Source organism: Amycolatopsis sp. lyj-90 (assembly GCF_046549035.1).
Classification (GTDB): domain Bacteria; phylum Actinomycetota; class Actinomycetes; order Mycobacteriales; family Pseudonocardiaceae; genus Amycolatopsis.
The window spans coordinates 214,843-239,571 of sequence record NZ_JAJPWP010000008.1 but is presented as its reverse complement, the minus strand read 5'-3'; the positions used below and the strand labels follow the sequence as shown (position 1 = coordinate 239,571).

Genomic DNA, 24,729 nt, shown 5'->3' with positions numbered 1-24,729 from the left:
ATCCGGGTCGGCCAAAAACAAGAGAGTTAAGAAAGTTTCCTTACTATTACCTCAAATGACGCTTACGTGAACGGTGGCCTAGCGTGAGCACATGACGATCGACCTGAGCGCGCGCGGCGAGACCTTCCGGGAATTCTGGACCGAGCGGCATCTCGCCACCCTGACCACCGTCCGTCCCGACGGGACCCCGCACGTGGTCGCCGTCGGCGTCACCGTGGACTTCGAGACCGGGATCGCCCGCGTGATCACGTTCCGCTCGTCGAAGAAGGCCCGGATGATCAAGGAAGCGGACGAAAAGGGCATTCCGGTCGCCGCCTGCCAGATCGACGGCCCGCGATGGTCCACTTTGGAGGGACGCGCGGTGCTGCGCGAGGATCCGGAGTCGGTGCGCGACGCCGAAAACCGTTACGCCGCGCGCTATCGGCAGCCCAAGCCGAATCCGGACCGCGTGGTCATCGAGATCACCGTGACCCGGGTGCTCGGCAACGCCTGACGCGGGACCAGCCCCGGAGCTGAAGGGGCCTTTCCCCTCGTCACATGCGGCGAAGGGCGCTTTGCCCTCATCCCATGCGGGGAAAGGCCCCTTCAGCCCACGAAGAGGCTGAGCAGTCCTTCCACCGAGCGGACGATCACGCGCGCCGCGGCCCGTTCGGCATGCGCGGCGTCGGCCCGTTCCGCCTCGTGCCGCCATCCGGCGAGCGCGCTTTCGGCACCCGCGTGGATCTCGGCCGGGTCCGCGCCGGGTTCGAGGCCGAGCCGCTCGGTGGGCGCGAGGCCCTGCGCGCCGAGCAGCCGGGCGGCCTCCTCCGCGATCTCCCCGGACAACGCCGTGCGGCCGCCGCGGATGTCGGCGATGAGCCGCAGTTCCCGGAAGTCGTGCGCGGCCGCGGCGAAACGCTCCACGCGTGCGGCCAGCCGGTCGCCGTGCGGGATCGGTTCGGCGGCGAGCAGGCCTTCCAGCCGCAGCACCGCCGTGCGTGCCTTCAACGCTTCGGCCCTGGCGACGAAGCATCCCGCGAGCGTGTCCCGCAGATCGCCGAGACCACTGCGGTGCACGAGTTCCGCCGAAAGCTTCAGCCTGCTCTCACAGCCCGTGCGGATCAGGGTGATCGCGAGCCGGACGCCGTAGAGCCCGAACCGCGAAACCAGATGTTTCCTCGACTCCGGCGGGACCCCCACCGGGAACGGATCGTCCACAAAGGAATCCACGGACAGGAGATACCGTTCCAGTTCTTGACGGGAGACCGTCGCCAGCGCGCGCAGCACCGCGAACTCGTCGTCCCGTAGCGCCCGCCCCGCGTAGCCCAATTGCCCTGCGACGGCGAGGACTCCCTGAAACCCCGCGCAGTTCGGATCCTCGCGCCAAGCCCGCCGCGCCAGCTGTTTCGCGGTGAGCAAGGCGTCGATCCGGCCCGCGCCGACCTCGTCGGCCCTGCCGAGCACCAGCACCGAGTTCACCGCGCTCTGCCGGGCGAACGCCGAACCGCCCACCGGCCGGGCGCCGGCGAGTTCGTCGGGTTCGAGGTGGCGCACCAGGCGCACCGTCGCGTCGACGTGTTCGGCGAGCGCCGGGGTGTCGAACAGGTCGAGGTCACGCAGGGCCCGCGTCGGCCATTCCGACAGCGCGGAGACCAAAGTGGACTTACCGGTCCCCGGCGTGCCGACGAAGCCGACACGCAGCGGTTCTTCCAGTCGCTCCAGGCATTCGCGCAGCATCGCCACCGCGTGCGGGCGGTCCCGGTAGAGCGCCGCGGCCTCGGTCACCAGCTCGCGGACATCGAGAGCGGTCACGCCGAGAGCTCCCGGCGCGGCGCCGCGCCGCTGCCGAGCGCGCCCGCCTTCCGGTGCAGGGCGGCGAGCCGGTCGATCTCCTTCTTGACCCGCTGGGTGCGCCGGTCCCGTTCGGCGGATCCGGCGATGATCAGTTCCCGTTGGCGGGTCAGCTCTTCCGCGAGCTCGTCCGACAGCGCGGCGAAATGGTCGCGCAGCCGCCGCTGGACCTGGCGGATCTCGTCCTTGATCTCCTTGCTGAACCGGATGAACACGTCGTCGACGTGACGCTGCGCCGCGGCCTTCGCCAGCGCTTGCCGCCGCTGCAACCGCATCCCGCCTTCGTCGCGCACGCTCTTCGTGGCGAACGCGACACCGGCGCCGAGGGACACCGGGTTGATCAGCGGCAGCCCGGCGAGACTGGTCACCAGGCCGAACATCAGCACGCCGCCGTAGGAACCGCGCAAGCCGGTGAAGAGTTTCTGCCCGATCTTGAACCGCTCGATCTTGGGGGCGCCGACCTCGGGGATCGAGTCCACCCCGGATCCGGTCAGCGGCAGCTCCGGGGCCTGGCCGTAGCGCGGCCCGAAACTCGTGGCGACCGCGTGCGCGATCCACGTCGACCGGTCGGACACCCAGTTGTAGTTCGTCTCGACGGCCTCGGCGAGGTTCTCTTCCAGCCAGGTCTGGAAATCCGGCCAGATCTGCACCGGGTCGCCTTCGTCGAAGGTGCGGTCGATATGCCGCACGATCTGCCGGGTCCGCTCGCGCAGGTCGTATTCGGCGTCGGACACCAGATCGGTGATCTCGTCCGACAGCAGGTTCTGCCAACGGACGTTCTGCCGCCGCAGTTCCTCGGTGCGCCGTTGTGCCTGGTGCAGCAGGGTGACCTGGTCGACTCCGTTGTCCTGTGAGACGGCGTTGAGTCGCGTCTGCAGGGTCTCGACCAGCTCGACCGCCGCCGCGCGGACGCTCACCGCCGCGGCGAGCGCCCGGGTGCGTTCGATCGGGCGCGAGGCCTGTTCCCCCACCCAGTTCAGGAGTTCCGGGAAACCGGACCGTCCGTTGAGGCCGGCGTCACCGGCCTTCGCGGCGGCTTGGCGCACCGTCGCGGACACGGGGAAGACGTCGGCGACGACGCCGGTCTCGGAAAGTGCGGTGCGGTTGCGGGCGGCGAGTTCGCGCCAGTCCGGGCTGACGTCGATCTTGGTCAGCGCCAGCACCAGTGCCGGGCACCAGGTCCGGATGTGCCGGGCCAGCGCGAGTTCGGCGGGCTGGAGTTCCTGCGTCGCGTCGGAGACGAGGATCACCGCGTGCGCGTCGGCGAGGACGTCGAGGGTGGCCGCCGTGCGCGGCGAGCGCGGATCCCCTATCGCCGGGGTGTCCACCAGCACCAGACCCGTGCCGAGCAGCTCACGCGGCAGGCCGACCTCGACCCGGCGCAGGGAACCGGGCGGCCGGATCTCGAGTTCCTTGGCGAGCTCGGCCACCGGCACGCTTTCCCTGGCGTGCCCGACCAGGGTGGCGGCCGCGTCGGGGGCGTACCCGATCTCGGTGGGGACGGCGGGGGTGCTCGCGTCCCCGACCGCGCAGACCGGGGCGTTCAGCAGCGCGTTGAGCAGGTATCCCTTGCCCTGTTTGGGAAAGCCGACCACCGCGATCCGGGTGCCCGGAACCCGCTGGTCCCGTCTCCGCCGCAGGCGTTCGGCCAGGTCGGCGCGGCCGTGGGCGGCACAGGCGTCCAAGGTCTCGTTGAGCACGTCGAGCCAGGCGGGGGCTGTCACGGGGATGCAGTGTTCCCTTAACCAAGCACGGAATCAATGTGGCATGGGCCAACATGCCGCGAGGGCCCCGCGACCTGGTGCGATCGCGGGGCCCGTGCACACGGCAAGAGATGAAAGATATTCAGCTCAGCCGATGTGGATGTCGTTGTGCGAGGCGATGTCGCCGGCACCGAGGTTGATGTCGCCCACGTGGCCGATGTTGTTGGCCACCCCGGAGACGACGTCGTGCACGTCGTTGACGCCCGCGTGGTTCGCGACGTCGTTCACGACGTTGTCGGTGACGTCGGTCGCGACGTTGTCGGTCACGTCGCTCGCGATGTTGCCGTTGCCGATGTCGTGCGCCTTGCCCGCGATGTCGTGCACCTTGGTGGTGACGTCCGCGACACCGACCTGGCCGATGACGCTGGTCAGGTCACCCACGGTCGACAGGAAGTCCGGGGCACCGCCCGCGACACCGTCGACGCGGGGCAGGTCGCTGTTCAGGTCACCGACGGCGGGGACCGAGTCGACGGCCGGAACCGCGTCCACGACCGGGACGTCGTGGACCAGGTCGGTCGCGGTGTCGACGGCACCGTTGGCGAGGCCACCGGCCTGGCCCGCGGAGACGGCGTCGAGCTCCGAAAGGTCACCGGTCAGGCCGAAGCTGCCGATGGTGTTCTGCGCGAGGGCGGTCACGCCGGCGGCGGCGTTCGACACGTCGGTCACGTCGGACACGGCCGGGACGGCGGGCAGGCCCGGGAGGTCGACGGGCAGGTCGCCCACGGCGGGCACGGCCGGGACCGCGGGAAGGCCGCCCAGCTCCGGCAGACCCGGGAGACCGGCGTCGGGCAGGCTCGGGAGGCTCGGCAGGTCGCCGGCACCCGGGACGGCGACCGGCAGGCCGGCGGTCAGCGCGGTGAGCTGGTCGATCGCGCCCTGGACACCGTCGGCGCACTCGCCGTCGGTGCCGTTGACGACGTTCGCGACGCCGCCGAAGCCCGCCAGGTTGTCGGCGGTCGCCGCGGCGGTTCCGGTGACGTCGGTGGCGGTGTCGACCGGGACGAAGTCGAGCACCAGCGGGACGACCTCGTGCACGTCGGCGGCGTTGATGTCACCGAGGCCGGCGTCGGCGAGGACCTGCTGCGGGTCGTTGGCGAAGGCCGCGCGGGCGGCGGTGTCGTTCAGCAGGTTCAGCGTGAAGTCGTGCAGGGTCTGGACGGAACCCATGGAAGGACTCTCCTGGTGGTCTAGTCGGTGGGGCTGGCGCAGCGGCCGGAGGGCACGGCTGAGCGCAGGTCACCGAAGTTAGTGAGCCGGTACCTCTCAGCACATCGGGGATCACTCCTGGTCGTCGCCCACTCAGCCAATAGGGGATCGGTATGACATCGTTAGGGCGTTAGGGGCTTAACCGAGACGCATCCGGTTGGGTTTAATGCCAACCCTCACCCGGATGGGTCAAGCCGTTCGGGTGAGTGGCCCTATTAGGTCCTTAGGGGCTGGTCAAGCGAAGGAGGATGCTCGTTGCCCTACGTCCTCGGCATCGATATCGCCTCGACCCGGACCACCGCCGCCACCTGCGTGAACCAGGGCGACGGCTGGGGCGTGCCGGAGCCGTCGTGGCTCGGCGCGCGCGGCCCGTCGGCGGCGTCCGCGGTGTTCCTCGACGACGACGGCTACCTGCTCACCGGGGACGCCGCCGTCGAAGCGGGCCGGTCCGCGCCCGCCCGGCTGCTGACCGGGTTCCACGAGCGGATCGGCGACGACGTCCCCGTGATCGTCGGCAGTGAACGGTTTCCGGCCGAATCCCTCAGCGCCGTCCTCGTGGACGCCGCGGTGGATCAGGCGGCCGAGCGGTTCGGCGAGAAACCGCGGGACATCGTGCTCACGCATCCCGTCGGCTGGGGTTCGTTCCGCCGTGACCTGCTGCGCCGGGCACTGGCCGAAGCCGGCTTCCCCCGCGCCATGCTGGTCCCGGCGCCCGTCGCCGCGCTGCACGCGTACCTTGCCCCGCAAGGGGAAGTCACCGCCGGTGTCTGCGAATTCGGCCCGGACGGCGCGGTGGTCACGATCGCCGCCGCCGGGATCAACGGCTGGCTGCCGGTCAAGACGGTCGAAGGCGTCGACCCCGGCGAGGCCATCGGCAAGGTCTTCGAACTCGCGCACGGCGCCGGGATCCAGCCGCAGGCGCTGGCGGGCATCGTGCTCTGCGGCGAGGCCCCGCCGGTTCCCGGCCGGACGCCGTGCCCCGTCTTCGCCTCGAGTGATCCGGTCCTGACGGTGGCGACCGGCGCGGCCAACATCGCCGCGCGACGTGACGTTCCGCAACCCGTGAATGCCGTGGCGACCGTGGAAACCACCCTGCTCCCCCGCGTCGACGACACTCCGGAGCTCACCGAGCGGCCCGAACGGCCGCCGGTGGACATCACCCCGTTCCCCTTGCCAGAACGCACCGGGGCGGCGAAACTGCTCAGCCGTCGCAAGCCCCTCGTCGCCGGGACCGCGGTCGCGGTGCTGGCCGCGACCGCCCTGCTGCTCACCTTGACCACCCGAGAAGCCACCGCGGACAAGGGTCCCGAAGCCCCTCCCACCACGCCGACCTCGTGCGCGCCGCCCACCCCCGGCACCACCACTGTGTCCGATCCTCCCAACCCGGCTGATCCCCCTTCTCCCTCCCCAGCCGCTTCCACCAAAGGTCGCTGTTGAACGCACTGCTCGACAAGCCCGGCATCATCCATCCGGGTGCCCGGCGTCTGCTCGACGAGGTGACCGCCGCCCCGGAACTCCCGGTGCGGCTCACCGTCGTCGCCCCCGGCGGGCACGGGAAGACCCATCTGCTCGGCCTGCTCGGACGCCACTACGCGAGTGCCGGTGTCGAGGCCCTGCTGGTCGACGACGCCGACCAGCTCGGCGAAGACGAGATCGCGAAGATCAAGGCACGGGCGGAGGAAACGGCCGTGCCCGTCGTACTCGCCTGCAGAACGACGGGGCGGACCAAGGCGCTGCGCGCGCTCGCGGATTCCTTCGGCAGATCCGTGTCCTTGGGCGCGTTCGGCCTCGACGACGTCCGGCGGCTCGTCGAGTACGCCGGTGGCGACGGGGCCACGGCCGGAGACGTCCACGCCAGAACCGGTGGTGTGCCGGGGCTCGTGCTCCGCGCGGTCACCGGCGGGCTCGCGGACTTCCGCGGTGAGCTGGAGCAGCTGGACGAGGACGTGCACCGCTACCTGATCGCGGCCGAGGCAGGCGCGGGCCGGAATCTCGATCTCCTGGCGGCACTGCTCAACCGCGATCGCGAAGGCCTGCCGGAGGTCTTCGACGACGCCAGGGCGACCGGGCTCCTCGGCGAGGACGACGTCCTGCTGCCGATCGCCGCGGAAGCCGTCCGCGCCTGGGGGTCACCGGGACGACGGCTGACGGTGCTGCAACGGCTGGTGGAACTCCAGCTGCGCGACGGACTTCCGGTGCTGGACCTCGCTCGTTCCCTGCTGGGAACGGGAAGTTCGGGCGCGAGCGCGGCGGCCGCCTTCGAGGCGGCCGCGCGTGAGGCGATGCCCGACGACACGAAACTCGCGGCGCGGTTCTACGAAGCGGCGTCCGAGGCCGGTGGGCGCGGCGCGGCGCTCACCGTCGGCTGGGCGCACGCCGCGGCGCTGGCCGGAGACCTCGACACCGCACTCCGCCTCGGCGACGGCATGCTCGGCGGCACTTCGGACACCGACGCCAGGGCCGCGGGCGCCGAAGTGGCCGCGACCGTGCTGGCGCATCGCGGCGAACTGGCGCACAGCGCCGAGCTGTACCAATGGTCCGGCCGGGCCGGATCGAAGGCGTTCGCCGCGATCGCCTTGCTGGGCACCGGAAAACTCGAAGCCGCCCAGGGTGTCCTGGAGACCCCCGAAGTCCCGACCCTGTTCGCGAACGCCGCCTCACGGACGGCGCGCGCGATCACCGGCTCGGTGTCCGGCTGCGGTGCCGAAACCCTGTCGGCCCTGCTCGGCGCGGCATCGATGCTGGAATCGGCCGGGGCACCGGCACCGCTCCCGGACAGCCCGGCGGCCCTCGCGGCGTTGGTGGGACTGCATTCCGGCGAACTCGCGCTGGCCGAATCGGTGCTGAGCCGCGCGGTCACCGGGCGGATCGGCGGCGACCTGCTCGCGAAACGGCACCGGCTGCTGCTCGGCTGGGTCGCGATGACCGCGGGCGACCTCAAGACGGCCGCCGAAGCCCTGATGCCACCGGACGGCCTCGAAGCCCGCGACGAACTCTTCGCCGCCACCCTGCAACTGGGCTTAGCGCGACGGTCGAGCGACCTTCCCGGGATGCAACGATCCTGGGACCGCGCCTACCAGGCGACGATGCGCCAGCAGCCGGACCTGTATTCGCTGCTGCCGCTGGGAGAACTCGCGATCGCGGCCGCACGGGGCGGCGCGAGCGCCAAACTGGCCGGGCACCTGGAACGGGCGCACACCGTCCTCGACGCGCTCGGCAACCCTCCACTGTGGACGGCCACCCTGCGCTGGCACGAACTGCACGCCGCCATCACCGTCGAGGATCACTCTTCGGCCGGGGACCACCTGGCCGCGCTCAACGCTTTCGCGCCCTGCGGCCGCTACCCGGCCGCACTCGCCGCCGCCGCGAGCGGCTGGCTCGCGGTCCTGACCGGGAACTTCGATCCCGAAGTCATCACCGCGGCGGCGTCGGAACTGCACGAACTCGGGCTCTGCTGGGACGCCTCCCGGCTGGCCGGACAGGCGGCGATCCGGACTTCGGACCGCAAGGCGATGGTCCAGTTGCTCGAAGCGGCCCGGCAGTTCCAAGGCCGCGCTCCGGAGCCCGTCGCGGCCACCGGTTTGAGCACCCTGAGCGAACGGGAACTGGAGGTCGCCCGTCTGGTCGTCGACGGGCTGACCTACAAGCAGGCCGGAAGCAAGCTGTTCATCTCGGGCAAGACCGTGGAACACCACATGGCGCGGATCCGGGGGAAGCTCGGGGCCGGGGACCGGCGGGAGCTGCTGGCCATGTTGCGGGAGCTGCTGCCCGCGACCGCCCCCGAAGCGATGTGAAGCCCTAGCGGCCGGTGGTTCGCGGCGGGAAAAGGCACAGGTGGCGTGACCAGCCTCTGTGATGAAGGACCCCTTCGCCAGCCTCAAGGTCGAGGTGGCCTTCGCGGCATGGTTCCGGGCTGACAAGCGGGCGCCAACCTTTCCCGAGTGTCCACAAGGGACATTACCTGACAGCTGAATGTCCGATTGATGGCTAGATGTGCGGTTTCGCGGAGGTCGTGAGTGGCAAAGAGGGTCGAGGGGGTCGGTCCCGGTCTCGGAGTTCGATGACACCGGACTCTCACCGCGGCAGGTTCGAGCGTGGAGGATTTGGGACGTTCAACGTCCTGAATCCTCCACGCTCGGCTGGGGTGGCGACTCACGCGTGTGCCAGGCGTTGACGATGAAGGATTTGGGACGTTGAGTGTCCCGATTCCTTCATCGTCGGGGGGTCGCTCCGGTCTTGGTACTTGATCGACGGAGGATCGGGGACACTCAACGTCCCCGATCCTCCGTCGATCAAGACCGAGCCACCACGCAACCCCGGCGAACGGCAGCCGAGTGGGGAGGATTTGGGACGTTGAACGTCCCAAATCCTCCCCACTCGCCACATCGGCATCCAGAACAAGCTCTACAAGCCACCGAGATGACATCAGGATCCAGTAGGTAGGCAAATACGGGTCCACCAGAACCCGAATCGCCACTCACGACCACCCTGCGCGGCCGCGCCTCGGCCGCCTCACCCGATAGAAGTCCGGGCTCCGTGCTTGACCTTGACATCGTGACAAGGTCTTCACTGTGGGCAGGAGGTGATCCCCATGGACACGACACAGAGGACTTCGCCGGACATGCGGCTGCTCGACGCGTTGAGCTCGGAGAGCTCGTCGGCGCGGCTCCAGGCGGCCCTGGCGGCCGGGACGTACCCGGAGGCCCGGTTCGTCGAGCCGCTGGTGACGCGGTGCGCGATCGAGCCGGACTTCTTCGTACGGGACATGCTGACCTGGGCGCTGACCCGCTTGCCCGCGGAGAACACGGTGCCTGCGCTCGTGACGGAGCTCGGTTCCGAGGTCACCCAGGCCAGGAGCCAGGCGTTGCACACGCTGTCCAAGATCGGTGACGTCACCGCGTGGCCCGCGATCACCCGGTCGCTGCTGCACGACGCCGACGACGAGGTCGCGCGAAGCGCCTGGCGTGCCGCCGTCGTCCTCGTCCCCGACGGGGAGCGGAAGGAGCTGGCCGCGGACCTCGCGGCACAACTCGGCCGCGGCGACCGGGCGGTGCGGCTGAGTCTCAGCAGGGCGCTCGTCGCGCTGGGAGACGAGATCGAGCCCGCCCTGCGGACGGGCATGGCGAGTGCCGACCCGGAGGTGCGTGCGCACGCCCGCGCCACAGAGCGGCTCCTGCGTGACCCGGAGGCCGCTTTCGACCCGTCCGTCGACGAGGCGAAACGGATCGTCGCGCTCGGACCGGAACGAGCAGGAGGAGCGTGAATGCTGATCGGTGAGGTGGCGCGCCGCTCGGGGGTGAGCAGCCGGATGCTGCGGCATTACGACACCCTCGGGCTGGTGCGGCCGACGGGCCGCACCTACGGCGGCTACCGCGAGTATTCCGACGAGGACATCCGCCGGATCTTCCACGTGGAGAGCCTGCGGTCCCTCGGCTTGTCGCTGCGCCAGATCGGGCGTGCCCTGGAGGATCCGGCCTTCGAGCCGTCCGATCTGGTCGGCGACCTCATCCGGCGGACCGAGGAACGCCTGGCGCGGGAACAGGAGTTGCTCGATCGGCTCCGTGCGGTCGACGCCTCGGCGCCCTTCGGCTGGGAAGGCGTCTTGCGCATCGTCGAGCTCCTGCGCGGGCTCAACTCGCCCCACGCGGCGCGACGGCAGCAGACCGTCCTGGCTCCGGCCGAAGACGTGCCGGTGCCCACCGAACTACTGGCCGGGGCGGTCCTCGCCGAAGCCGATCCGAACGTCGCCGGGGCCCTGCGGTGGGCTCTCGCGCGGGCGGGCGGCGACGGTGTGGCGAGTCTGGCGGCCGGTACGCGTTCGGAGGACGTCGAGGTCCGCCGGCGCGCGGTCCTCGCGATCGCCGGGATGCCCGGTGACGACGCGACCGCGGTGCTGACGGAGGTACTCGAAGACCCGGACACGGCCGTCCGCGGCCGTGCCGCGCTGGCCTTGGGTTCGCGGGGCGAGACCGTCGCGGTGCCTGCCCTCGTCCGCATGGTGGCCGAGGGCACGACCGACGTCGAGGCGGCCGAGGTCCTCGGGACCCTGGCCCGCGACGCGGGCTGCGCGGACCGGATCATGAGCGCCCTGACCGGCGAACTCGCCGCACCCACCGCGGACCCCGCGACGCGGATCCGCCTCACCCAGGCCCTCGTCGAGATGCCGCCGGAACCGGCGCTGGGCGTCCTGCGGACCCTGGCCGGAGACGACGATCGCACCGTCGCCCTCCTCGCCTCGGCCCTCGCGGGAGTACTCGAACCTCGTGCTCATCCTTTTCGCGGGTAGACGCCCGATGCCCGCGCGCGTAGGAACGAAGGATGGCTGAGGAAAGGTCCAGACGAGTTTTCCTGTCCACGTCGGCCGCGCTGTCGGCGGTCGCCCTCACCGGCGTCCCGGCCGGTGCCGAGCAGCCGGGTGATCGCGGGCCCGGCGGATCCCTTGCCCCGCAACGGCCCGACGCGGAACTCCGGGCGATCCTGCGGGAGATCGACGAACACCGTATCGAGGCCACCGTCCGCAGGCTCGCCGCCTTCGGGACGCGGCACACGTTGTCTTCGCAGACCGATCCCGTCCGGGGGATCGGCGCCGCCCGCGACTGGATCTTCGCGGAGCTGACGAAATCCGCGGAAAGGTCGGGCGGCCGGATGAAGGTCGAGTTGCAGTCGTACGTGCAGCCGCCCGCCCCGCCCCGGATCCCCGTCGCCACCACGATCACCAACGTCGTCGCCACCCTGCGCGGATCCACCACGCCCGAACAGGTCCACGTCGTGTCGGGTCACTACGACTCGCGGTGTTCGGATCCGCTCGACGCCGTCAAAGACGCGCCGGGTGCCGACGACGACGCCTCCGGAGTCGCCGTCTCGCTGGAGCTCGCCCGGGTGTTCGCCACCCGCCGCCCGGCCTCGACCATCGTGTTCGTGGCCGTCGCGGGTGAGGAACAGGGCCTGTTCGGCGCGCGGCATCTGGCCACGCTCTACAAAACGGCGGGCACGAACGTGCGCGCGATGTTCACCAACGACATCGTCGGATCGAGCCGGGCGGACGACGGGACCAGGGATCCGCGCACGATCCGGTTGTTCGCCGAGGGCGTGCCGACGTCGGAAACCCCCGCGCAGGCCGACATCCGGCGCGCCGTCGGCGGCGAGAACGATTCGCCGTCCCGTCAGCTGGCCCGGTTCGTACGGTCGGTCGCGGAGAACGACGCGACCGGGATGTCGGTGCGGGTGATCTACCGGCGCGACCGCTACCTTCGGGGCGGCGACCACATCCCGTTCCTGGAGCAGGGATATCCGGCCGCGCGGTTCACCGAACCGCACGAGGACTTCGCGCACCAGCACCAGGACGTCCGGGTGGAGAACGGCAAGCAGTTCGGCGATCTGCCGGAGTTCTGCGACTTCCCGTTCATCGCCAGGGTCGCCCGGGTGAACGCCGCCACGCTGTGGTCGCTCGCGACCGCGCCCGGCGCCCCCGAGGACGTCCGGATCCGGACGAACCAGCTGACGAACGACACGGATCTGGTGTGGCGGCGCGGAACCGAGCCGGATCTCGCCGGTTACGAGGTCGTCTGGCGGGAGACGACGGAGGCCGAATGGACGCACGTGATCGGAGTCGGCGACCGGACCGAGGCTAAGGTCGACCTGTCGAAGGACAATGTGTTCTTCGGTGTGCGCGCGGTCGGGAAGAACGGCCGCCGCGGCCCGGTCGCGTTTCCGACACCCTTGAGCTGAGGCCCTGATGACGATCACGCCCGGCGATCTCGACGCGGCGGTGACCAGCGTGGTGAGCGACCTGCGAAAGCGGCCGACCACGACTGGTCGTCGGCCTCCGGCACCGGCGAACTGAACGCCTGGCGGACGGCCGAGCACCTCGGTGACTGCCTCGTCTCCTATGCCGGGCTGCTGATCGCGCGGCCGTCGACGCCGCGGTTCGTCTGCTTCGAAGCCGTCGCCGACAGCGCCGCGACTCCGTCCGAGATGCTGGAGTTCGTCACGGTCGGCGGCGGCATCCTGGGCGCCACGCTGCGCACGGTGGCCCCGGATGTCCGCGCGTACCACCCGAGCGGCCGCGCCGACCTCGAAGGCTTCGCCGGAATGGGGTGCGTCGAGGCCCTCGTCCACGGCGAGGACATGGCCAGGGGGCTCGACGTCACCCTCGATCCGCCCCGCGACGTCTGTTCACGGGTCCTCGCGCGGATGTTCCCGGAGGTGGACGCCGACGGCCTCGATCCCTGGACCGCGTTGCTGTGGGCCACGGACCGCGTGGAACTTCCCGGACGCCCGTCCCGCGCGGGCTGGCAGTGGCAAGGTGCCCCCTTTGCGTGACTCACGTGATCACGCGAGTCACGCCTCCAAGCACGCGAGTTCCGTCTTCAGGCACGTGAGTTCGGGCCCCGGACGCGTCGACCAGGGGGTTCCTGAAAGTCAGCTAGTTCCTACGGGGAGTAGGTGGATACGGCCGATCGGCGCAACTTGGCCGTTGAAGCGTTTGCCGTCGCGGAATCTGGGAACTTTTTCGGCATGTCCAGATGGCGAACCACCAGTAGGAGCAACACGGCCGTGCGGGTCATCACCGGCATCGGCGCGCTGTTCGCTTTCATCGAGCTGCTGTACATGGTCATGGTTCTCGCGGGAGCCAACGCGGGTAACGGTTTCTTCATTTTCATCCAGGCACTCGCCGGACCTCTGGCGTTGTTCTGGCCGGGGCTGTTCCCGGTGAGTGACCCGAATCTCGCGGTCATCCTCGACTACGGTCTGGCCGCGGCGTTCTGGGTGATCCTGGCGGGCGTGATCGCCCGTTTCGCGGCCCGCTGACCCCCCTGCGGCGGCAATCGGCGTCCCGTTCGGCGACACTGGTCGGATGAGCGAAGGCAGATGGTTCGAGCTGAACCCCCTTCCCGAGCTGTTCGGCCTGGCAGCCGCCGGGCGGGCGCTGTTGCCGAACGTCCCGGTGACCCCGGCCGCGGTGCTCAAGACCGTGACCGAACAGCTGGTCGGGCGGCGGCTGACGACCAAGGTGGACGGGCACGACGTCGGGCTCACCCTGACCGGGCTCGACTACCAGGCCGACAGCCTCAGCCTGGCCGCCACCGGCCGGATCGGCGACGTCCGCATCGTCGTGGAGGACGTCGACTGGCCGGAAACGCCGCTGGAACGCATCACCGTGCTGGCGTCGAACGTCCGGCTCCGCTCGCTCCCGTCCCCCGCCGCCATCCCCGACCAGGTGAAGATGGCGATCCGGGTGGCGCCCGAGATCCTGCGGGCACGGGTCGCCGAAGCCCGGCCGGGCATCATCGTGACCCCCGGCGACGACGGGAATTTCCACGTCCGCTGGGAAAAGCGGCCCCGTTGGGGACATCTCGTGCTGGAGTCCACCGTGGAGGACGACGCCGTCGTCCTGCGGCCGATGGCCGTCCACATCGGACGGCGCCGCTTCGGCCCGCCGTCGCGGCTCAAGCCGATCGTGCTGCCCCTGCCCGAACTCCCGCAAGGGGTCCGGCTCACCGCGGTCGAAGCGCACGACGGTCACCTCGTCCTGCACGCGCTGGCCGAGGAATGGCCAGAAAAGCTGTCCACGATCCCGCTCGGTGACCTGCTGGGCTGGGTGATGACGGCCGTCACCACGCTGACCCTGCCGAAGCTCGGCGGCCGATAGTCAGCGCGTGACCATCGGCCGCCGAACGGATCAGCTGTGCAGTCGTCCTTCCGCGACGCGGACCGCGGGCGCGGCAGGCGTCGCCGCCGCGGCGCTTTCCGCCTGGGTACCGGCGGAGGACCGCACGAGCCCGGCCGACTTCCCGCACACCTTCTTCTTCTCGTCCGACGTCATCTTCTTGCCGACCGTCCTGGTCTGGCCCACGACACCGGGAGCGGGGCCTTCACCGCTGAAGTTCCAGACGTACCACTGGTGATGGCCCCATTTGCGCTTGTCGAACCACATGTCGTACGAGCCGCTGGCCATCCGCATCACCGGTGAACGGTCCAGGCCCGCCCAGTAGCCCGGGTTCACCTCGATCCGGGTCTCGACGCTTTCGCTGGTCTCCCAGCCCCATTCCTGGCCCCACGTGCGCTTGTAGGCGACCGACCAGTCGACGAGGAACTGGAAGCCCGCGGTCACGCTGATCTCGTTCGACACCGTGTTCTTGCCGCTGCGGGTGTCGCGTTTGCCGATCACCTGGGTGATCTTGTTGGCACTGCAGTTGTACACCGTGTCGACCCGGCCCCAGCTGCCGTAGAAGTCCTGGCCGCGCTGGTCGACGTGGGCGTTGCAGTTCTTGGTGGCGCGGCCGCAGTCCTTGAGCAGTTCGGCGCGCGAGGGGCCGCGCGAATACACCACGGAGCTGCCGCGGTCGTTCATGTTCGACCCGTAGTTGGCGCTGTCGTTGGCGTACCACTCCTGGCTTTCGCCCTGGTACTCGGCGTGCTCGTACATCGTGATGTAGCAGTTGTTGAAGGTCTGGAACGAGGAGATCTTGTCGTTCCAGTCACCGAGGAAGCCGAGGGTCTGATTGGTTCCCTCGACGCACGGCGACCCGGTGACGGCCAGGCTGGCGCCGCCGAAGTTGCCGTGTTCGTACAGCACGCTGATCACCGTCGCGGAGGCACCGACCTTTCCGGCCGACGCCGCGGCGAGGGACTCGCTGACGCTGTCGAAGCACCGGATCGCGCCGGTCGCCGTGTCGGCGACGCAGTGGTCGCCGCGCTGCTCGGCGTTCGCCGGGACACCACCGGCGAGACACACCATGACCGCGGCCAGGACGGCCGCTCCGAGTCTGTATTTACGCACGTCTGAGCTCCCTGGGAGAGACGGAATACCGACCTCGACCGGGTCGGCGTCGCCCAGTCCAGCGCAGGGAACCCCGGCTTGCCCATGCAGAACGACCGGCAGACTGGTTCCCGCTTGCCGCTGATCGGGACCGCCTCAGGCCTCGCCCCGGTCCCGCAGGTATCGCGTGTGGTCGGCCTGCTGGTGGACGTCGCCGGCGTAGAACCGCTCCGCGACCCGGTGCGCTTCGGTCTCCAGCAGCTCCAGTTGCGCGAGGAGTTCTTCGGACGCGCTCGGCTCGCCGCTCGCCCGCCGTTTGGCGGCGAACCACCACGGCAGGTTGAGGTAGGTCTGCACGGAAAGCGGCAGATCCGTCCGCGCCAGCCTGGTCACGGAATGCTGGACGTCTGGGTTGGCCGACAACCGCTCCGTCCGGGACAGCATGTCGTCGAGCACCTCGACGATCCCCCGCACACCATCCACAGAGGACTCCGGCATGCGCTGTGCCTGCGCGGTCACCTTGCCCACCAACGAGTCGAGGTCCGCGCGCAGCTGCCCGGCCTCGGCGACGGCGTCCACCGGCACCAGCCGGACCCGTTCGGGCGGCGCCAGCAGGGCGAAGACGGCGTACAGCCCGGCGACCACCACCGGCCACAGCCCGCCGACCACACCGGTCAGGTACAGCACGAGCCCGATGAGGCCGCCGACGCAACCGGCGAGGTTCTTCGTGGAGCCGAAGTACCGGGTCATTGGTACCCGCGGATTTCCTGGAACACCTTGGGCAGCACGTCACCCCGAGCGTCGAACACGTTGCCGCCGGTGCGTTTCGCGACCTCGCCGAGTTCGGCGGAGTCGCCCTCGCCGAAGATCACCGTGAACACCGGGATCTGCCGCATCGGCTCCGGCAGCGACGGGAACTTTCGCTGGAAGTCCTCGAAGGTGGAGCCGCTCACGTTCTCCCCGTCGGTCATCAGCACGATCGAGGTGAACCGGTCGGGGTCGCGCGCGACCAGCGGGCCCATGATGTCGTACGCGCGCTGGAGACTGTCGTAGATCGCCGTGCCGCCGTTCGCGTCGAGGTCTTCCGCGAACCGCTTGATCTTGTCCAACGTGGGCTGTGGATCGCCTTCCGGCACCGCGAAGGTCTCCGGGCTGCGGGGAACGGTGTCGAACGGCAGCATCGTGACCTCTTCGCGGCTGCGGAACCGGCGGTAGCGGCCGGTCAGCGAACCGTCGGCGCCGGTCAGCCCGATCAGCGCGGTGCGCAGCGACCCGATCCGGTCCCCCGCCATGGAACCGGAGGTGTCGAGCACGTACAGCGTCCGCGACGGACGCCGGATCTTGTCGAAGTAGGCGCCCAGCAACGCGTCGACCGCTTGCTGTGTCGCGGGGAACGGCAGTTCGACGAGGTCCTTCCGCGCGAACTGCTGTCCTAATGGGACTCCTGGAACAACGGGGCGGCGCTGCGTGGTCTCCATGATCTTGCGCTGCGTGTCCGGCGTGCGCAACCGATCGGCCAGTTTGCGGTGCGCGTCCCGCGCGTCGGCATTCGCGCTCTGCAGCAGGGTGAGCGGGTAGTCGGCGGTGACGACGCCATCGGAGGGGTACACCAGCGTCAGCGGTTCGGGGAGTTTCCCGCTCGCGTTCATCGACAGCAGGACGGACTCGTAGTTGATCAGGCCGTCGACCTTCTTGCCGGGATCCTGACCGCTCGCCCGCCGTTGGTAGGCCTCGGAAAGCCAGCCGGACGAACCCGCGGACATCGCCTGCGCGCTGAAGAACTCGGTCAGTTTCGGCGTGACGGAAGCGATCTGCTGTGCGTCGATGGCGTTGCCGGCACCCGCGAGCGCCGACGCGACCCCGACGAGGGCCGAGAACCCGGAGTTCGACGCCGACGGATCGGTCATGCCGTAGGTGAAGGCCTTCTTCCCGGCCTGCTCGGCGATCTCGCCCCAGCCCACCGGCCGCCCTGCCCAGCCGAGCCGTTGCGCCGCCGACGCGGAAAGCCCGAGCACCACCGGAGAGCTCATGATCTTCACCTGCTCGCCGAGCCGTTTCGCCGCCTCCGGAACGGCCGCGGGATAGCGGTTCGACGAGAACCAGACGGCGTCGTACTGCCCGTCCGCCTTACCGTTCGCGAGCGACTCGGTGCCTTCCAGCGTCCCGGTGAACTGGAACTTGACCTTGACCCCGGTCGCCGCCGCTTCCTGCTCCAGCAACGGTTGCAGATCCGCCAGCTCGCTTCCCGCGAGGACGCGCAGAGTGCCGGCCTCGGCCTCCCCCAGTCCCGTCGCGCCTTCCCCCGAATCGCAGGAAACCAGTGACAGCGCGCAGATCGCCGCCAGCGTGACCACCGTCCAGCGTTTCACGATGCCCCCTCGGCCGTCGCCGTCTCGTGAGACCGGCGCAGATGGTCTTCGGCCCGCCGGATCTCCCCGGACAGCGCCTCCACGGTCGCCGCCATCGTCGAGACGGCCCCCGCCTTGAACTCGTCGATCGCGTCGATACTGCGGTAGATCCGCTCGAACGATTCGCGGATCGTCGCCACCGCCACCGCCGGATCACTGCCCGCGCGCTGGATCTCGGCGCTGCGCAGCTCCAGCAGTTCGGCGTTCGCCCGGATCAGCCCGTCGGTGGTCGCCCGCACGGCCCGGACCTCGTCGAGGACGTCCTGCTGCCCGGCGAGCGCGCCGCTCACCAGCAGCGCGACCCGCAACGCCGCGACCGTGGTCGACACCGCCCGCTCGATCCCGCGGATCAGCTCGTCGTTGTTGCGCCGCACCAGATCCAGTGTCAGATAACCCTGCGCGCTCACCGCGAGCTGGGTCAGCAGGTCCTGATGCCGCTGCCGGATCGGATGCAGCGCGTCGGCCCGCAGCGACCTGGCCCGCGCGGGGTCGGTCAGGTCGAAGATCCCCACCTGCCGGTCGATCGCCGCGTCGACGGCCTCGGCGAACGCGGCCGCCTCCGACAGCTTGCCGAGCGTCCCCCACAGCCGCTCCCGCTCACCCTTGAGCGCGGCGTTGTCCCGGCGCAGGACGTCCTGTCGCGCACGCAGGTCCAGTACCAGCGCGTTCACCGGCTCGTTGGCGGCGCGGTAGCGGTCCAGCGCCTTCTTCGCGCTGCCCGCGACGGGGATCAGCCCCATCAGCTTGCGGCCGGTGATCGGCAGTTTCGCGGGGTCGATCTCGGCCACGGTCCGCCGGAGCCCGGCCAAGCTCACCGTCGCCTGTTGTTGCGGTGACGCGATTTCCGCCAGCGCCCGCGTCGAACGGTCCAGCAGCGCACCGGCGACGGTGGCCGCCGCGCGCATGTCGGACTCGCCGACCGCGAGCAGTTCGTCCAGGACACGGGTGAACTCCGGTGATCGGACGTCGAGCGCTTCGAGCCGCGCGGCGAACTTCTCCGCGCGGCCGGCGATCTCGGCGTGGACCTCCGGGCCGAGGGTGACCAGACCGGCGGCCCGCTCGGCCGGGATCGCCTCCACCGGTTCGGGTGGAGTGAGCGTGAAATCGTCCATCAGTACTGCTTCTTCACGGCGTCGAGCAGACGCTCCAAGGTTTCGAACGACGGCGGCTCGACGGCGTCCACCAGATCCGCGGGCACCGGCGCCTTGGCCGCGGCGACGACGTCGGCGAACAACCGCGGGTCCCCGGTGCGGAAACCGAAGGTGGCGGCGAGTTTCCCCAGTTCGGGATCGGTCGCCAGCAGCCTGCCCACCTGATCGCCGTTCGGCTTCAGCGGCACCAGCGTGTGCTTGGAGTACACCGTCGGCGCCGTGTAGAGCAGGCGCATGTCCGGCCGGATCGAACCGTCCGCGCGGACCAGCCTGTCGACGAACTGCGATTCGTAGATCAGCGCCATCGGCGTCTTGCCCATCCCCGCCGCGAGGTAGTCCTCGAACGGGCCTTCGGTGGTGTTCTGGGTGTAACCCTGGTCGAGGAACAGCTTCGACACCCCGGGCAGCACCTTCGCTTCGGCCTCCGGCGTGCTGACCACGTTGTTCCCGTTGGCGACGAAGGAAACGATCGACAGGTACATCGCCGCCGAGTTCGACTCACGCGGATCCGTGGTGGTGACCAGCACGTTCTTGCGCGCCGGGAAGGCGGTGTTGCCGGGAAGCTGGTCCCAGCGCGTGCCCTTCTGCGCGAGTTCGAGGTACTTCGCGACGTCGAGCACCTGGTAGTCGCCCGCGCCCTTGCGCACGATCCCGTTGGCGGCCAGCAGGTTCACGATCGGCTCGAAGGTCGCGATCGCCATCGGCGACTGGAACGGCGTGTGCACGCCGGTCACCTTGTGGTCGCGCTGGATCCGCTGCGCGGCGGGCGACGAAGACGGGAACGCGAACTCGTACGCGCCGAGGTCCATGCTCGCGATCTGCCGCGAACCGGCGGTGTCGACGTCCACCTTCAGGCCGTGCTCGGCGAACGCGTCCGCCACCCGCTTGTCGGAGAAGAACGCGAGCTTCTCCGAACCGATGACCCCGCGCACCGTGGTCAGGCCGGTCCCCTGCGCGGTGTCGTCGTCACCGCCCCGGCCCCAGACGATCACGGCGACCACGGCCAGCAGCAGCACCACTGCCAGGCCGATCGACAGACGGCGTTTCACCGGCCCACCCCCTCGTTCACAGGCCTGATCCTTCAGCCCGTTCACCTCATTTGACGCGCGGGCGAGCCATTTCGAAGTGAACGATCGATGAACGGAAGAAGTCGTCAGTTACTGGCGAAACGTTGGGGCAGAAGGAAAATCGGCGCAGGTGCCGTCAGATCACCGACTGCTCCGAAACCGGCAGGCAGACGGTGAACCGCGTGTCACCGGGCTCCGAGTCGACCCGGAGGTCGCCCTGATGCCGTTCGACGACGATGCGCCAGGAGATGTCCAGACCGAGCCCGGTCCCCTGGCCGACCGGTTTCGTGGTGAAGAACGGCTCGAAGATCCGCTGCCGGATCTCCGCCGGGATACCCGGCCCGGTGTCGCCGATCTCGACGTGCACGTGATCGTTCACCCGCGACGTCCGCAGGGTCAGCGTGCCTTCGGAGCCCATGGCGCCGAGCGCGTTGTCGATGACGTTCGTCCACACCTGGTTCAGTTCCGCCGCGTACGCCGGGATCCTCGGCATCTCGTGGTCGTACTCCTTCACGACGCGGATCCCGGGCGTGATCTTGCCCGCGAGCATCACGAGAGTGGAGTCGAGCCCTTCGTGGACGTCGATCCACTGGTGCGGCGCGCGGTCCATTTGGGAGTACTGCTTGGCTTTGCCGACCAGCACCGAGATCCGGGTCGTCGAATCCTCGATCTCGCCCATCAGCATCTCGGTCTCGAGCGCGTACGCCAGCCAGCGGACGGCGCCGTCGAGGAAGGTCTCCCCGACCGAGTCGAGCAGCCGGTCCAGATCGGGCACGGTCAGGCCCGCGCGGACGTAGATGTCGGCGAGGTCCCAGCCCTGGTCGATGCCGTGGTCGTCGAACCAGTCGCCGATCTCGTCCTCGCGGTCGGACTGCTGCATCGCGGTCAGCTTCGGCGCCGAGGCGACCTGCTTGACCAGTTGTTCCTGGATCTCGAGCAACTGCTCCAGCAACGTCGGGTCGACGTTCTTCTTCGCCAGCATCGCGAGTTTGTGCCGCATCCCGGCGACCCGCTCCCGCAACGCCGCCGTCGCGCGCACGGCGGCCGCGGCGGGGTTGTTGAGTTCGTGGGTCAGCCCGGCGGAAAGCTCGCCGAGCGCGAGCAGGCGCCGCCGCGAGCCGATCACCGTGTCGCTGTTGCGCCAGCCGAGGTACATGCCCTCCAGCAGATGCGTCGCCATCGGGAACCAGCGGCGGAACTCGGTGGCGAACTCGGCCGCGGGCAGGGTCAGGAAGGTGAGGTCGCTGACCGCGTGTACCGAAGCGCCGTAGTGGTGTTCGTTCTCCTGGTGCACGAAGAACTGTGTCGCGCCGCAGTACGCGCCACGCTGGTCGGACCGGATCGTCTCGACCTCCGTACCGCCGACGAGCCGCGTCATCCGCAGCGCGCCGGACAGCAGGAGATAGAAGCAGGTCGCCGGATCACCCTCACGCATGATCGTGGTGCCGCCGGTGTACTGCTCGAGGACGGCGTGCTCGTCGATCCAGTCCAGCTGTTCCTCGCTGAGGTGCTCGAAAAGGAAGAGCCCGCGCAGTTCCTCCCTGGGCAGAACGCTCATTGCTCCTCCAAGTACCGGTGAACCAGGGTGACCGCCATGGCGCCTTCGCCGACGGCCGACGCGACGCGCTTCACCGAAGCGGCGCGAACGTCTCCCGCCACGAACACCCCGGGGACGGAAGACTCGAGGTAGTGCGGGTCGCGGTCGAGCGGCCAGCCCGGCGGCCGGTCGCCTTCGGTCAGCAGATCGGGGCCCGTCCGCACGAAACCGTGGTCGTCGCGCTGGATCTCCGTGCCGAGCCAGTCGGTGCGCGGTGCCGCGCCGATGAAGATGAACAGGTGGCCGGTGGGCACGGTCTCGGTCGCGCCGCCGTTCTCGCACAGGGTCAGCGATTCGAGGTGGTCGTCGCCGTGCGCTTCGACCACGGTGGTCCGCGTGCGGACGTGGATGTTCCCGATGCCGGCGATCTGCTCGATCAGGTAGTGCGACATCGACGCTTCGAGCGACTGGCCGCGGACGAGGATGGTGACCTCGGCGGCGTGCTTGGAGAAGAACACCGCCGCCTGGCCCGCCGAGTTCGCGCCGCCGACGATGTAGACGTGCTCGCCCTTGCACTCGGGCGCTTCGGTGGCGGCCGAGCCGTAGTAGACGCCGCGGCCGGCGAGCTCGGCGATGCCCTTGGCCTCCAAGGCGCGGTAGGTGACGCCGCTGGCCAGCACCACGGAATGCGCGGCGATCTCGGTCCCGTCGCCGAACAGCACGACCCGCGCCGAACCGCGCGCCTCCAGGCCCACGACGTCGCGCGTGGTCAGCACCTCGGCGCCGAACTTCAACGCCTGCCGCCGCGCGCGGTCGGTGAGCTGCGCGCCGGAAACGCCGTCCGGGAAGCCGAGGTAGTTCTCGATCCGGGAGCTGGTGCCCGCCTGCCCGCCGGTGGCCTTGCGCTCGACGATCACCGTCCGCAGGCCCTCCGACGCGCCGTACACGGCCGCCCCGAGCCCGGCCGGCCCGCCGCCGATCACGATCAGGTCGTAGAACTCCTGCGCGGGGCGCGTGGACAGGCCGACGGCGTCGGCGAGTTCCGGTCCGGACGGCTGGCGCAGCACCGTCCCGTCCGGGGTGACCAGCACCGGGATGTCGTGCGGCGCGGCGTCCGCGGCCTCCAGGATCCGGCGGCCTTCGTCGTCGTCGACCGAGTACCAGCGGTACGGCACGGCGTTGCGCGCCAGGAAGTCGCGCAGGTGGAACGACGGCGAGGAGTACCGGTGGCCGATGAGCTTGATCTCGTCGACCGGCCGCTCCCCCACCGCGCGCCAGGTCTCGACCAGCGCGTCGATGACCGGGTAGAGCTTCTCCTCCGGCGGGTCCCACGGCTTGAGCAGGTAGTGGTCGACGTCGACGACGTTGATCGCCTGGATCGCGGCGTCGGTGTCGGCGTACGCGGTCAGCAGCGCGCGGCGGGCGTTCGGGAACAGGTCCATCGCCTTCTCGAGGAAGACGATGCCGTCCATCTGCGGCATCCGGTAGTCGGCGAGGATCGCGGCCACGGCGTCGCCGCGCAGCTTGATCTCGCGCAGCGCTTCGAGCGCGTCGGCCCCGGAATCGGCCCGGATGATCCGGTAGTCCTTTCCGTACCGTCTGCGCAGGTCGCGGGCGACCGAACGGGATACGGCGGGATCGTCGTCGACGGTCAACAGGATCGGCTGGCTCACCGGATCAGCCTACGTCCTATTACGTTCGGGTCATGCTGGCCGAAGCCGAACAAGTGATCCACGACCGTGCCGTCGTCGCGTGCGAAGCGGCCACCGCGGCGGGGCTCCCCGGCTCCTTCGAGGCGTGGCGCGAAGACGGTCTGCTCGCGGTTCTGGCCACGGCTCCGGAGTTGCGGTTCCTGCGCACGATCTCCGGCGTCACCGAGGTGAACCTGACACAGGCCGTCCGGCTCGCCGGGTCTTCGTGCTGGGAAGGTGACCGGCCGGCGCTCGTGCTCCCGCCGGGCCTGACCCCAGGTGCGGGTTTCGCATCCGACGGCGTCCGCCCGATCGCGGTCCTCCCGCTCACGGAGTTCCCTCCGGTGGAGGCGGACGTCGACGACTCACCCGACATCGACGTCTTCCTCCGCATCCTGCTCGACGGCTACGAGAGCGGCGGCGCCGTGACGGAGTTCATCGCCGCCGAACACCGCGATCCGCGGATCCGGCGGTCGCTGCTGGTCGAGGACGGCGTGCCGATCTCGGCGGCAGCCCTGAGCTCGCACGGTCCTGGCGTCCTCCTCGGCGGCTCGGCCACGCCGCGGGCCCACCGCGGCAAGGGCGCGCAGGCACGGCTGCTGCTGCACGGTCTCGCCGCGGCCGCCCGCGAAGGGCACCGCTTCGCCGTCGCGACCGCTGTCGAGGGCTCGCCGAGCCTGTCGAACCTGCGCCGCGCCGGAGCCGAGGTTTACGCGAGGCAGGCCTGGCGGTGATCAGGCGCTTTGAGCGAGTTTCCGCAGGCGGAACGCCAGGACGAGCAGCATCACGCCGTACAGCAGGGCGTAGATCCCGACCAGCAGCGCGATCCCGTAGGCGCCGGCCAGCGGGTTGAACACGATCACGATGCCCGCGATCAGCGAGAGCGCGCCCGCCGCGATGAGGAAGGCCTCGCCCTCGATCTGCTTGCGTAGCCGGATCGCGGCGACGATCTCGACGATGCCGGTGAAGATCGCCCAGAAACCGACCAGGAAGGCCAGCACCAGCACGGTGATCCCCGGCCAGAGCAGGACCAGGACACCGGCGATGATGCCGAAGGCGCCGAGGATTCCGTACGCGGCGCGATGGGCGGCGTCACCCGGCCGGAAGGCCTGCATCAGGCCGCCGATGCCGTCGATGATCGCGTAAACGCCGTAGATGATCGCGAGGGCCAGGACGGTGGCTCCCGGCCAGATCAGCGCGAGCACGCCGAACAGGATGGCGAAAACCCCGCGGACGGCGGCGAGCGGCCAGGCCAGGCGGGGTTCGACGACGGTGAGACCGGCGAGAGGCATGCCCCGAGTATCGAAGCGCCGG

21 protein-coding genes are annotated in these 24,729 nt (G+C 69.9%); 10 read left to right on the top strand and 11 right to left on the bottom strand.

Features of this window, described 5'->3' with window-relative positions; translation table 11 throughout:
* Positions 1-91: 91 nt before the first annotated feature.
* Positions 92-493 carry a PPOX class F420-dependent oxidoreductase gene (locus ACLJPX_RS30035; RefSeq protein WP_410603807.1) on the top strand — a complete coding sequence of 134 codons (402 nt, stop codon included), beginning with the start codon at positions 92-94 and terminating at the stop codon, positions 491-493.
* Between the two features lie 92 nt (positions 494-585).
* Here ACLJPX_RS30035 and ACLJPX_RS30030 read toward each other — a convergent pair whose 3' ends face one another.
* The 3 genes from ACLJPX_RS30030 to ACLJPX_RS30020 form a co-directional block, all read right to left on the bottom strand.
* Positions 586-1,791: a GTPase gene (locus ACLJPX_RS30030; protein WP_410603805.1), complete on the bottom strand. Its 1,206-nt coding sequence runs from the start codon at positions 1,789-1,791 to the stop codon at positions 586-588.
* Positions 1,788-3,554, bottom strand: coding sequence for a dynamin family protein (locus ACLJPX_RS30025; RefSeq protein WP_410603803.1), 1,767 nt, complete (start codon positions 3,552-3,554; stop codon positions 1,788-1,790). The genes ACLJPX_RS30030 and ACLJPX_RS30025 overlap by 4 nt, the downstream gene beginning before the upstream one ends.
* 126 nt (positions 3,555-3,680) lie before the next feature.
* Entirely contained in the window at positions 3,681-4,760 is a 1,080-nt protein-coding gene (locus ACLJPX_RS30020; RefSeq protein ID WP_410603801.1) for an IniB N-terminal domain-containing protein, read from the bottom strand.
* Positions 4,761-5,054: 294 nt separating this feature from the next.
* Between ACLJPX_RS30020 and ACLJPX_RS30015 the strand changes: the two genes are divergently transcribed.
* The 8 genes from ACLJPX_RS30015 to ACLJPX_RS29980 all read left to right on the top strand — a co-directional run bounded on the left by ACLJPX_RS30015 (position 5,055) and on the right by ACLJPX_RS29980 (position 14,451).
* Positions 5,055-6,236 (top strand): molecular chaperone DnaK, encoded by a 1,182-nt coding sequence (locus ACLJPX_RS30015; protein ID WP_410603799.1) that lies wholly within the window; start codon positions 5,055-5,057, stop codon positions 6,234-6,236.
* On the top strand, positions 6,233-8,593 hold the full coding sequence (locus ACLJPX_RS30010; RefSeq protein ID WP_410603797.1) for a LuxR C-terminal-related transcriptional regulator: 2,361 nt from the start codon (positions 6,233-6,235) through the stop codon (positions 8,591-8,593). Before ACLJPX_RS30015 ends, ACLJPX_RS30010 begins: the two co-directional genes overlap by 4 nt.
* A 797-nt stretch (positions 8,594-9,390) precedes the next feature.
* On the top strand, positions 9,391-10,062 hold the full coding sequence (locus ACLJPX_RS30005) for a HEAT repeat domain-containing protein (protein WP_410603795.1): 672 nt from the start codon (positions 9,391-9,393) through the stop codon (positions 10,060-10,062).
* Entirely contained in the window at positions 10,063-11,085 is a 1,023-nt protein-coding gene (locus tag ACLJPX_RS30000; protein WP_410603793.1) for a HEAT repeat domain-containing protein, read from the top strand.
* Positions 11,086-11,117: 32 nt separating this feature from the next.
* Entirely contained in the window at positions 11,118-12,527 is a 1,410-nt protein-coding gene (locus ACLJPX_RS29995) for a M28 family metallopeptidase (protein WP_410603791.1), read from the top strand.
* A gap of 246 nt (positions 12,528-12,773) precedes the next feature.
* Positions 12,774-13,121 carry a hypothetical protein gene (locus ACLJPX_RS29990; protein WP_410603789.1) on the top strand — a complete coding sequence of 116 codons (348 nt, stop codon included), beginning with the start codon at positions 12,774-12,776 and terminating at the stop codon, positions 13,119-13,121.
* 234 nt (positions 13,122-13,355) lie between these two features.
* Positions 13,356-13,610: a hypothetical protein gene (locus tag ACLJPX_RS29985; protein WP_101612927.1), complete on the top strand. Its 255-nt coding sequence runs from the start codon at positions 13,356-13,358 to the stop codon at positions 13,608-13,610.
* A gap of 46 nt (positions 13,611-13,656) precedes the next feature.
* The gene (locus ACLJPX_RS29980) at positions 13,657-14,451 is read left to right on the top strand and encodes an LmeA family phospholipid-binding protein (RefSeq protein WP_410603787.1); all 795 of its coding nucleotides are present in this window, start codon (positions 13,657-13,659) and stop codon (positions 14,449-14,451) included.
* 30 nt (positions 14,452-14,481) lie between these two features.
* On the opposite strand, the gene ACLJPX_RS29975 is transcribed toward ACLJPX_RS29980, so the two are convergent.
* The 7 genes from ACLJPX_RS29975 to ACLJPX_RS29945 form a co-directional block, all read right to left on the bottom strand.
* Positions 14,482-15,582: a peptidase inhibitor family I36 protein gene (locus ACLJPX_RS29975; protein WP_101612925.1), complete on the bottom strand. Its 1,101-nt coding sequence runs from the start codon at positions 15,580-15,582 to the stop codon at positions 14,482-14,484.
* 135 nt (positions 15,583-15,717) lie between these two features.
* Positions 15,718-16,311 carry a hypothetical protein gene (locus ACLJPX_RS29970; RefSeq protein WP_410603784.1) on the bottom strand — a complete coding sequence of 198 codons (594 nt, stop codon included), beginning with the start codon at positions 16,309-16,311 and terminating at the stop codon, positions 15,718-15,720.
* Positions 16,308-17,930, bottom strand: coding sequence for a substrate-binding domain-containing protein (locus ACLJPX_RS29965; RefSeq protein WP_410603782.1), 1,623 nt, complete (start codon positions 17,928-17,930; stop codon positions 16,308-16,310). Before ACLJPX_RS29965 ends, ACLJPX_RS29970 begins: the two co-directional genes overlap by 4 nt.
* A complete protein-coding gene (locus ACLJPX_RS29960; RefSeq protein ID WP_410603780.1) occupies positions 17,927-19,081 on the bottom strand; it encodes a toxic anion resistance protein in 1,155 nt (384 codons plus the stop codon). The genes ACLJPX_RS29965 and ACLJPX_RS29960 overlap by 4 nt, the downstream gene beginning before the upstream one ends.
* The gene (locus tag ACLJPX_RS29955; RefSeq protein ID WP_410603778.1) at positions 19,081-20,169 is read right to left on the bottom strand and encodes a hypothetical protein; all 1,089 of its coding nucleotides are present in this window, start codon (positions 20,167-20,169) and stop codon (positions 19,081-19,083) included. Before ACLJPX_RS29955 ends, ACLJPX_RS29960 begins: the two co-directional genes overlap by 1 nt.
* A 154-nt stretch (positions 20,170-20,323) precedes the next feature.
* Complete coding sequence (locus tag ACLJPX_RS29950; RefSeq protein ID WP_101612920.1) at positions 20,324-21,745, bottom strand: ATP-binding protein; 1,422 nt, start codon at positions 21,743-21,745, stop codon at positions 20,324-20,326.
* A complete protein-coding gene (locus ACLJPX_RS29945) occupies positions 21,742-23,397 on the bottom strand; it encodes an FAD-dependent oxidoreductase (RefSeq protein ID WP_101612919.1) in 1,656 nt (551 codons plus the stop codon). Before ACLJPX_RS29945 ends, ACLJPX_RS29950 begins: the two co-directional genes overlap by 4 nt.
* 32 nt (positions 23,398-23,429) lie before the next feature.
* On the opposite strand from ACLJPX_RS29945, the gene ACLJPX_RS29940 reads away from it, so the two are divergent.
* On the top strand, positions 23,430-24,149 hold the full coding sequence (locus ACLJPX_RS29940) for a hypothetical protein (RefSeq protein WP_410603776.1): 720 nt from the start codon (positions 23,430-23,432) through the stop codon (positions 24,147-24,149).
* Here the strand turns inward: ACLJPX_RS29940 and ACLJPX_RS29935 are convergent, their stop codons facing one another.
* Positions 24,150-24,707 carry an HdeD family acid-resistance protein gene (locus ACLJPX_RS29935; RefSeq protein WP_410603774.1) on the bottom strand — a complete coding sequence of 186 codons (558 nt, stop codon included), beginning with the start codon at positions 24,705-24,707 and terminating at the stop codon, positions 24,150-24,152.
* Positions 24,708-24,729: the final 22 nt, after the last annotated feature.

Coding starts and splice junctions, on each gene's coding strand:
- ACLJPX_RS29935 (WP_410603774.1), bottom strand. CDS start 24,707: ATGCCTCTCGCCGGTCTCACCGTCGTCGAACCCCGCCTGGCCTGGCCG.
- ACLJPX_RS29960 (WP_410603780.1), bottom strand. CDS start 19,081: ATGGACGATTTCACGCTCACTCCACCCGAACCGGTGGAGGCGATCCCG.
- ACLJPX_RS29990 (WP_410603789.1), top strand. CDS start 12,774: ATGCTGGAGTTCGTCACGGTCGGCGGCGGCATCCTGGGCGCCACGCTG.
- ACLJPX_RS29940 (WP_410603776.1), top strand. CDS start 23,430: ATGCTGGCCGAAGCCGAACAAGTGATCCACGACCGTGCCGTCGTCGCG.
- ACLJPX_RS29970 (WP_410603784.1), bottom strand. CDS start 16,311: ATGACCCGGTACTTCGGCTCCACGAAGAACCTCGCCGGTTGCGTCGGC.
- ACLJPX_RS30020 (WP_410603801.1), bottom strand. CDS start 4,760: ATGGGTTCCGTCCAGACCCTGCACGACTTCACGCTGAACCTGCTGAAC.
- ACLJPX_RS29995 (WP_410603791.1), top strand. CDS start 11,118: ATGGCTGAGGAAAGGTCCAGACGAGTTTTCCTGTCCACGTCGGCCGCG.
- ACLJPX_RS30005 (WP_410603795.1), top strand. CDS start 9,391: ATGGACACGACACAGAGGACTTCGCCGGACATGCGGCTGCTCGACGCG.
- ACLJPX_RS29950 (WP_101612920.1), bottom strand. CDS start 21,745: ATGAGCGTTCTGCCCAGGGAGGAACTGCGCGGGCTCTTCCTTTTCGAG.
- ACLJPX_RS29980 (WP_410603787.1), top strand. CDS start 13,657: ATGAGCGAAGGCAGATGGTTCGAGCTGAACCCCCTTCCCGAGCTGTTC.
- ACLJPX_RS30000 (WP_410603793.1), top strand. CDS start 10,063: ATGCTGATCGGTGAGGTGGCGCGCCGCTCGGGGGTGAGCAGCCGGATG.
- ACLJPX_RS30035 (WP_410603807.1), top strand. CDS start 92: ATGACGATCGACCTGAGCGCGCGCGGCGAGACCTTCCGGGAATTCTGG.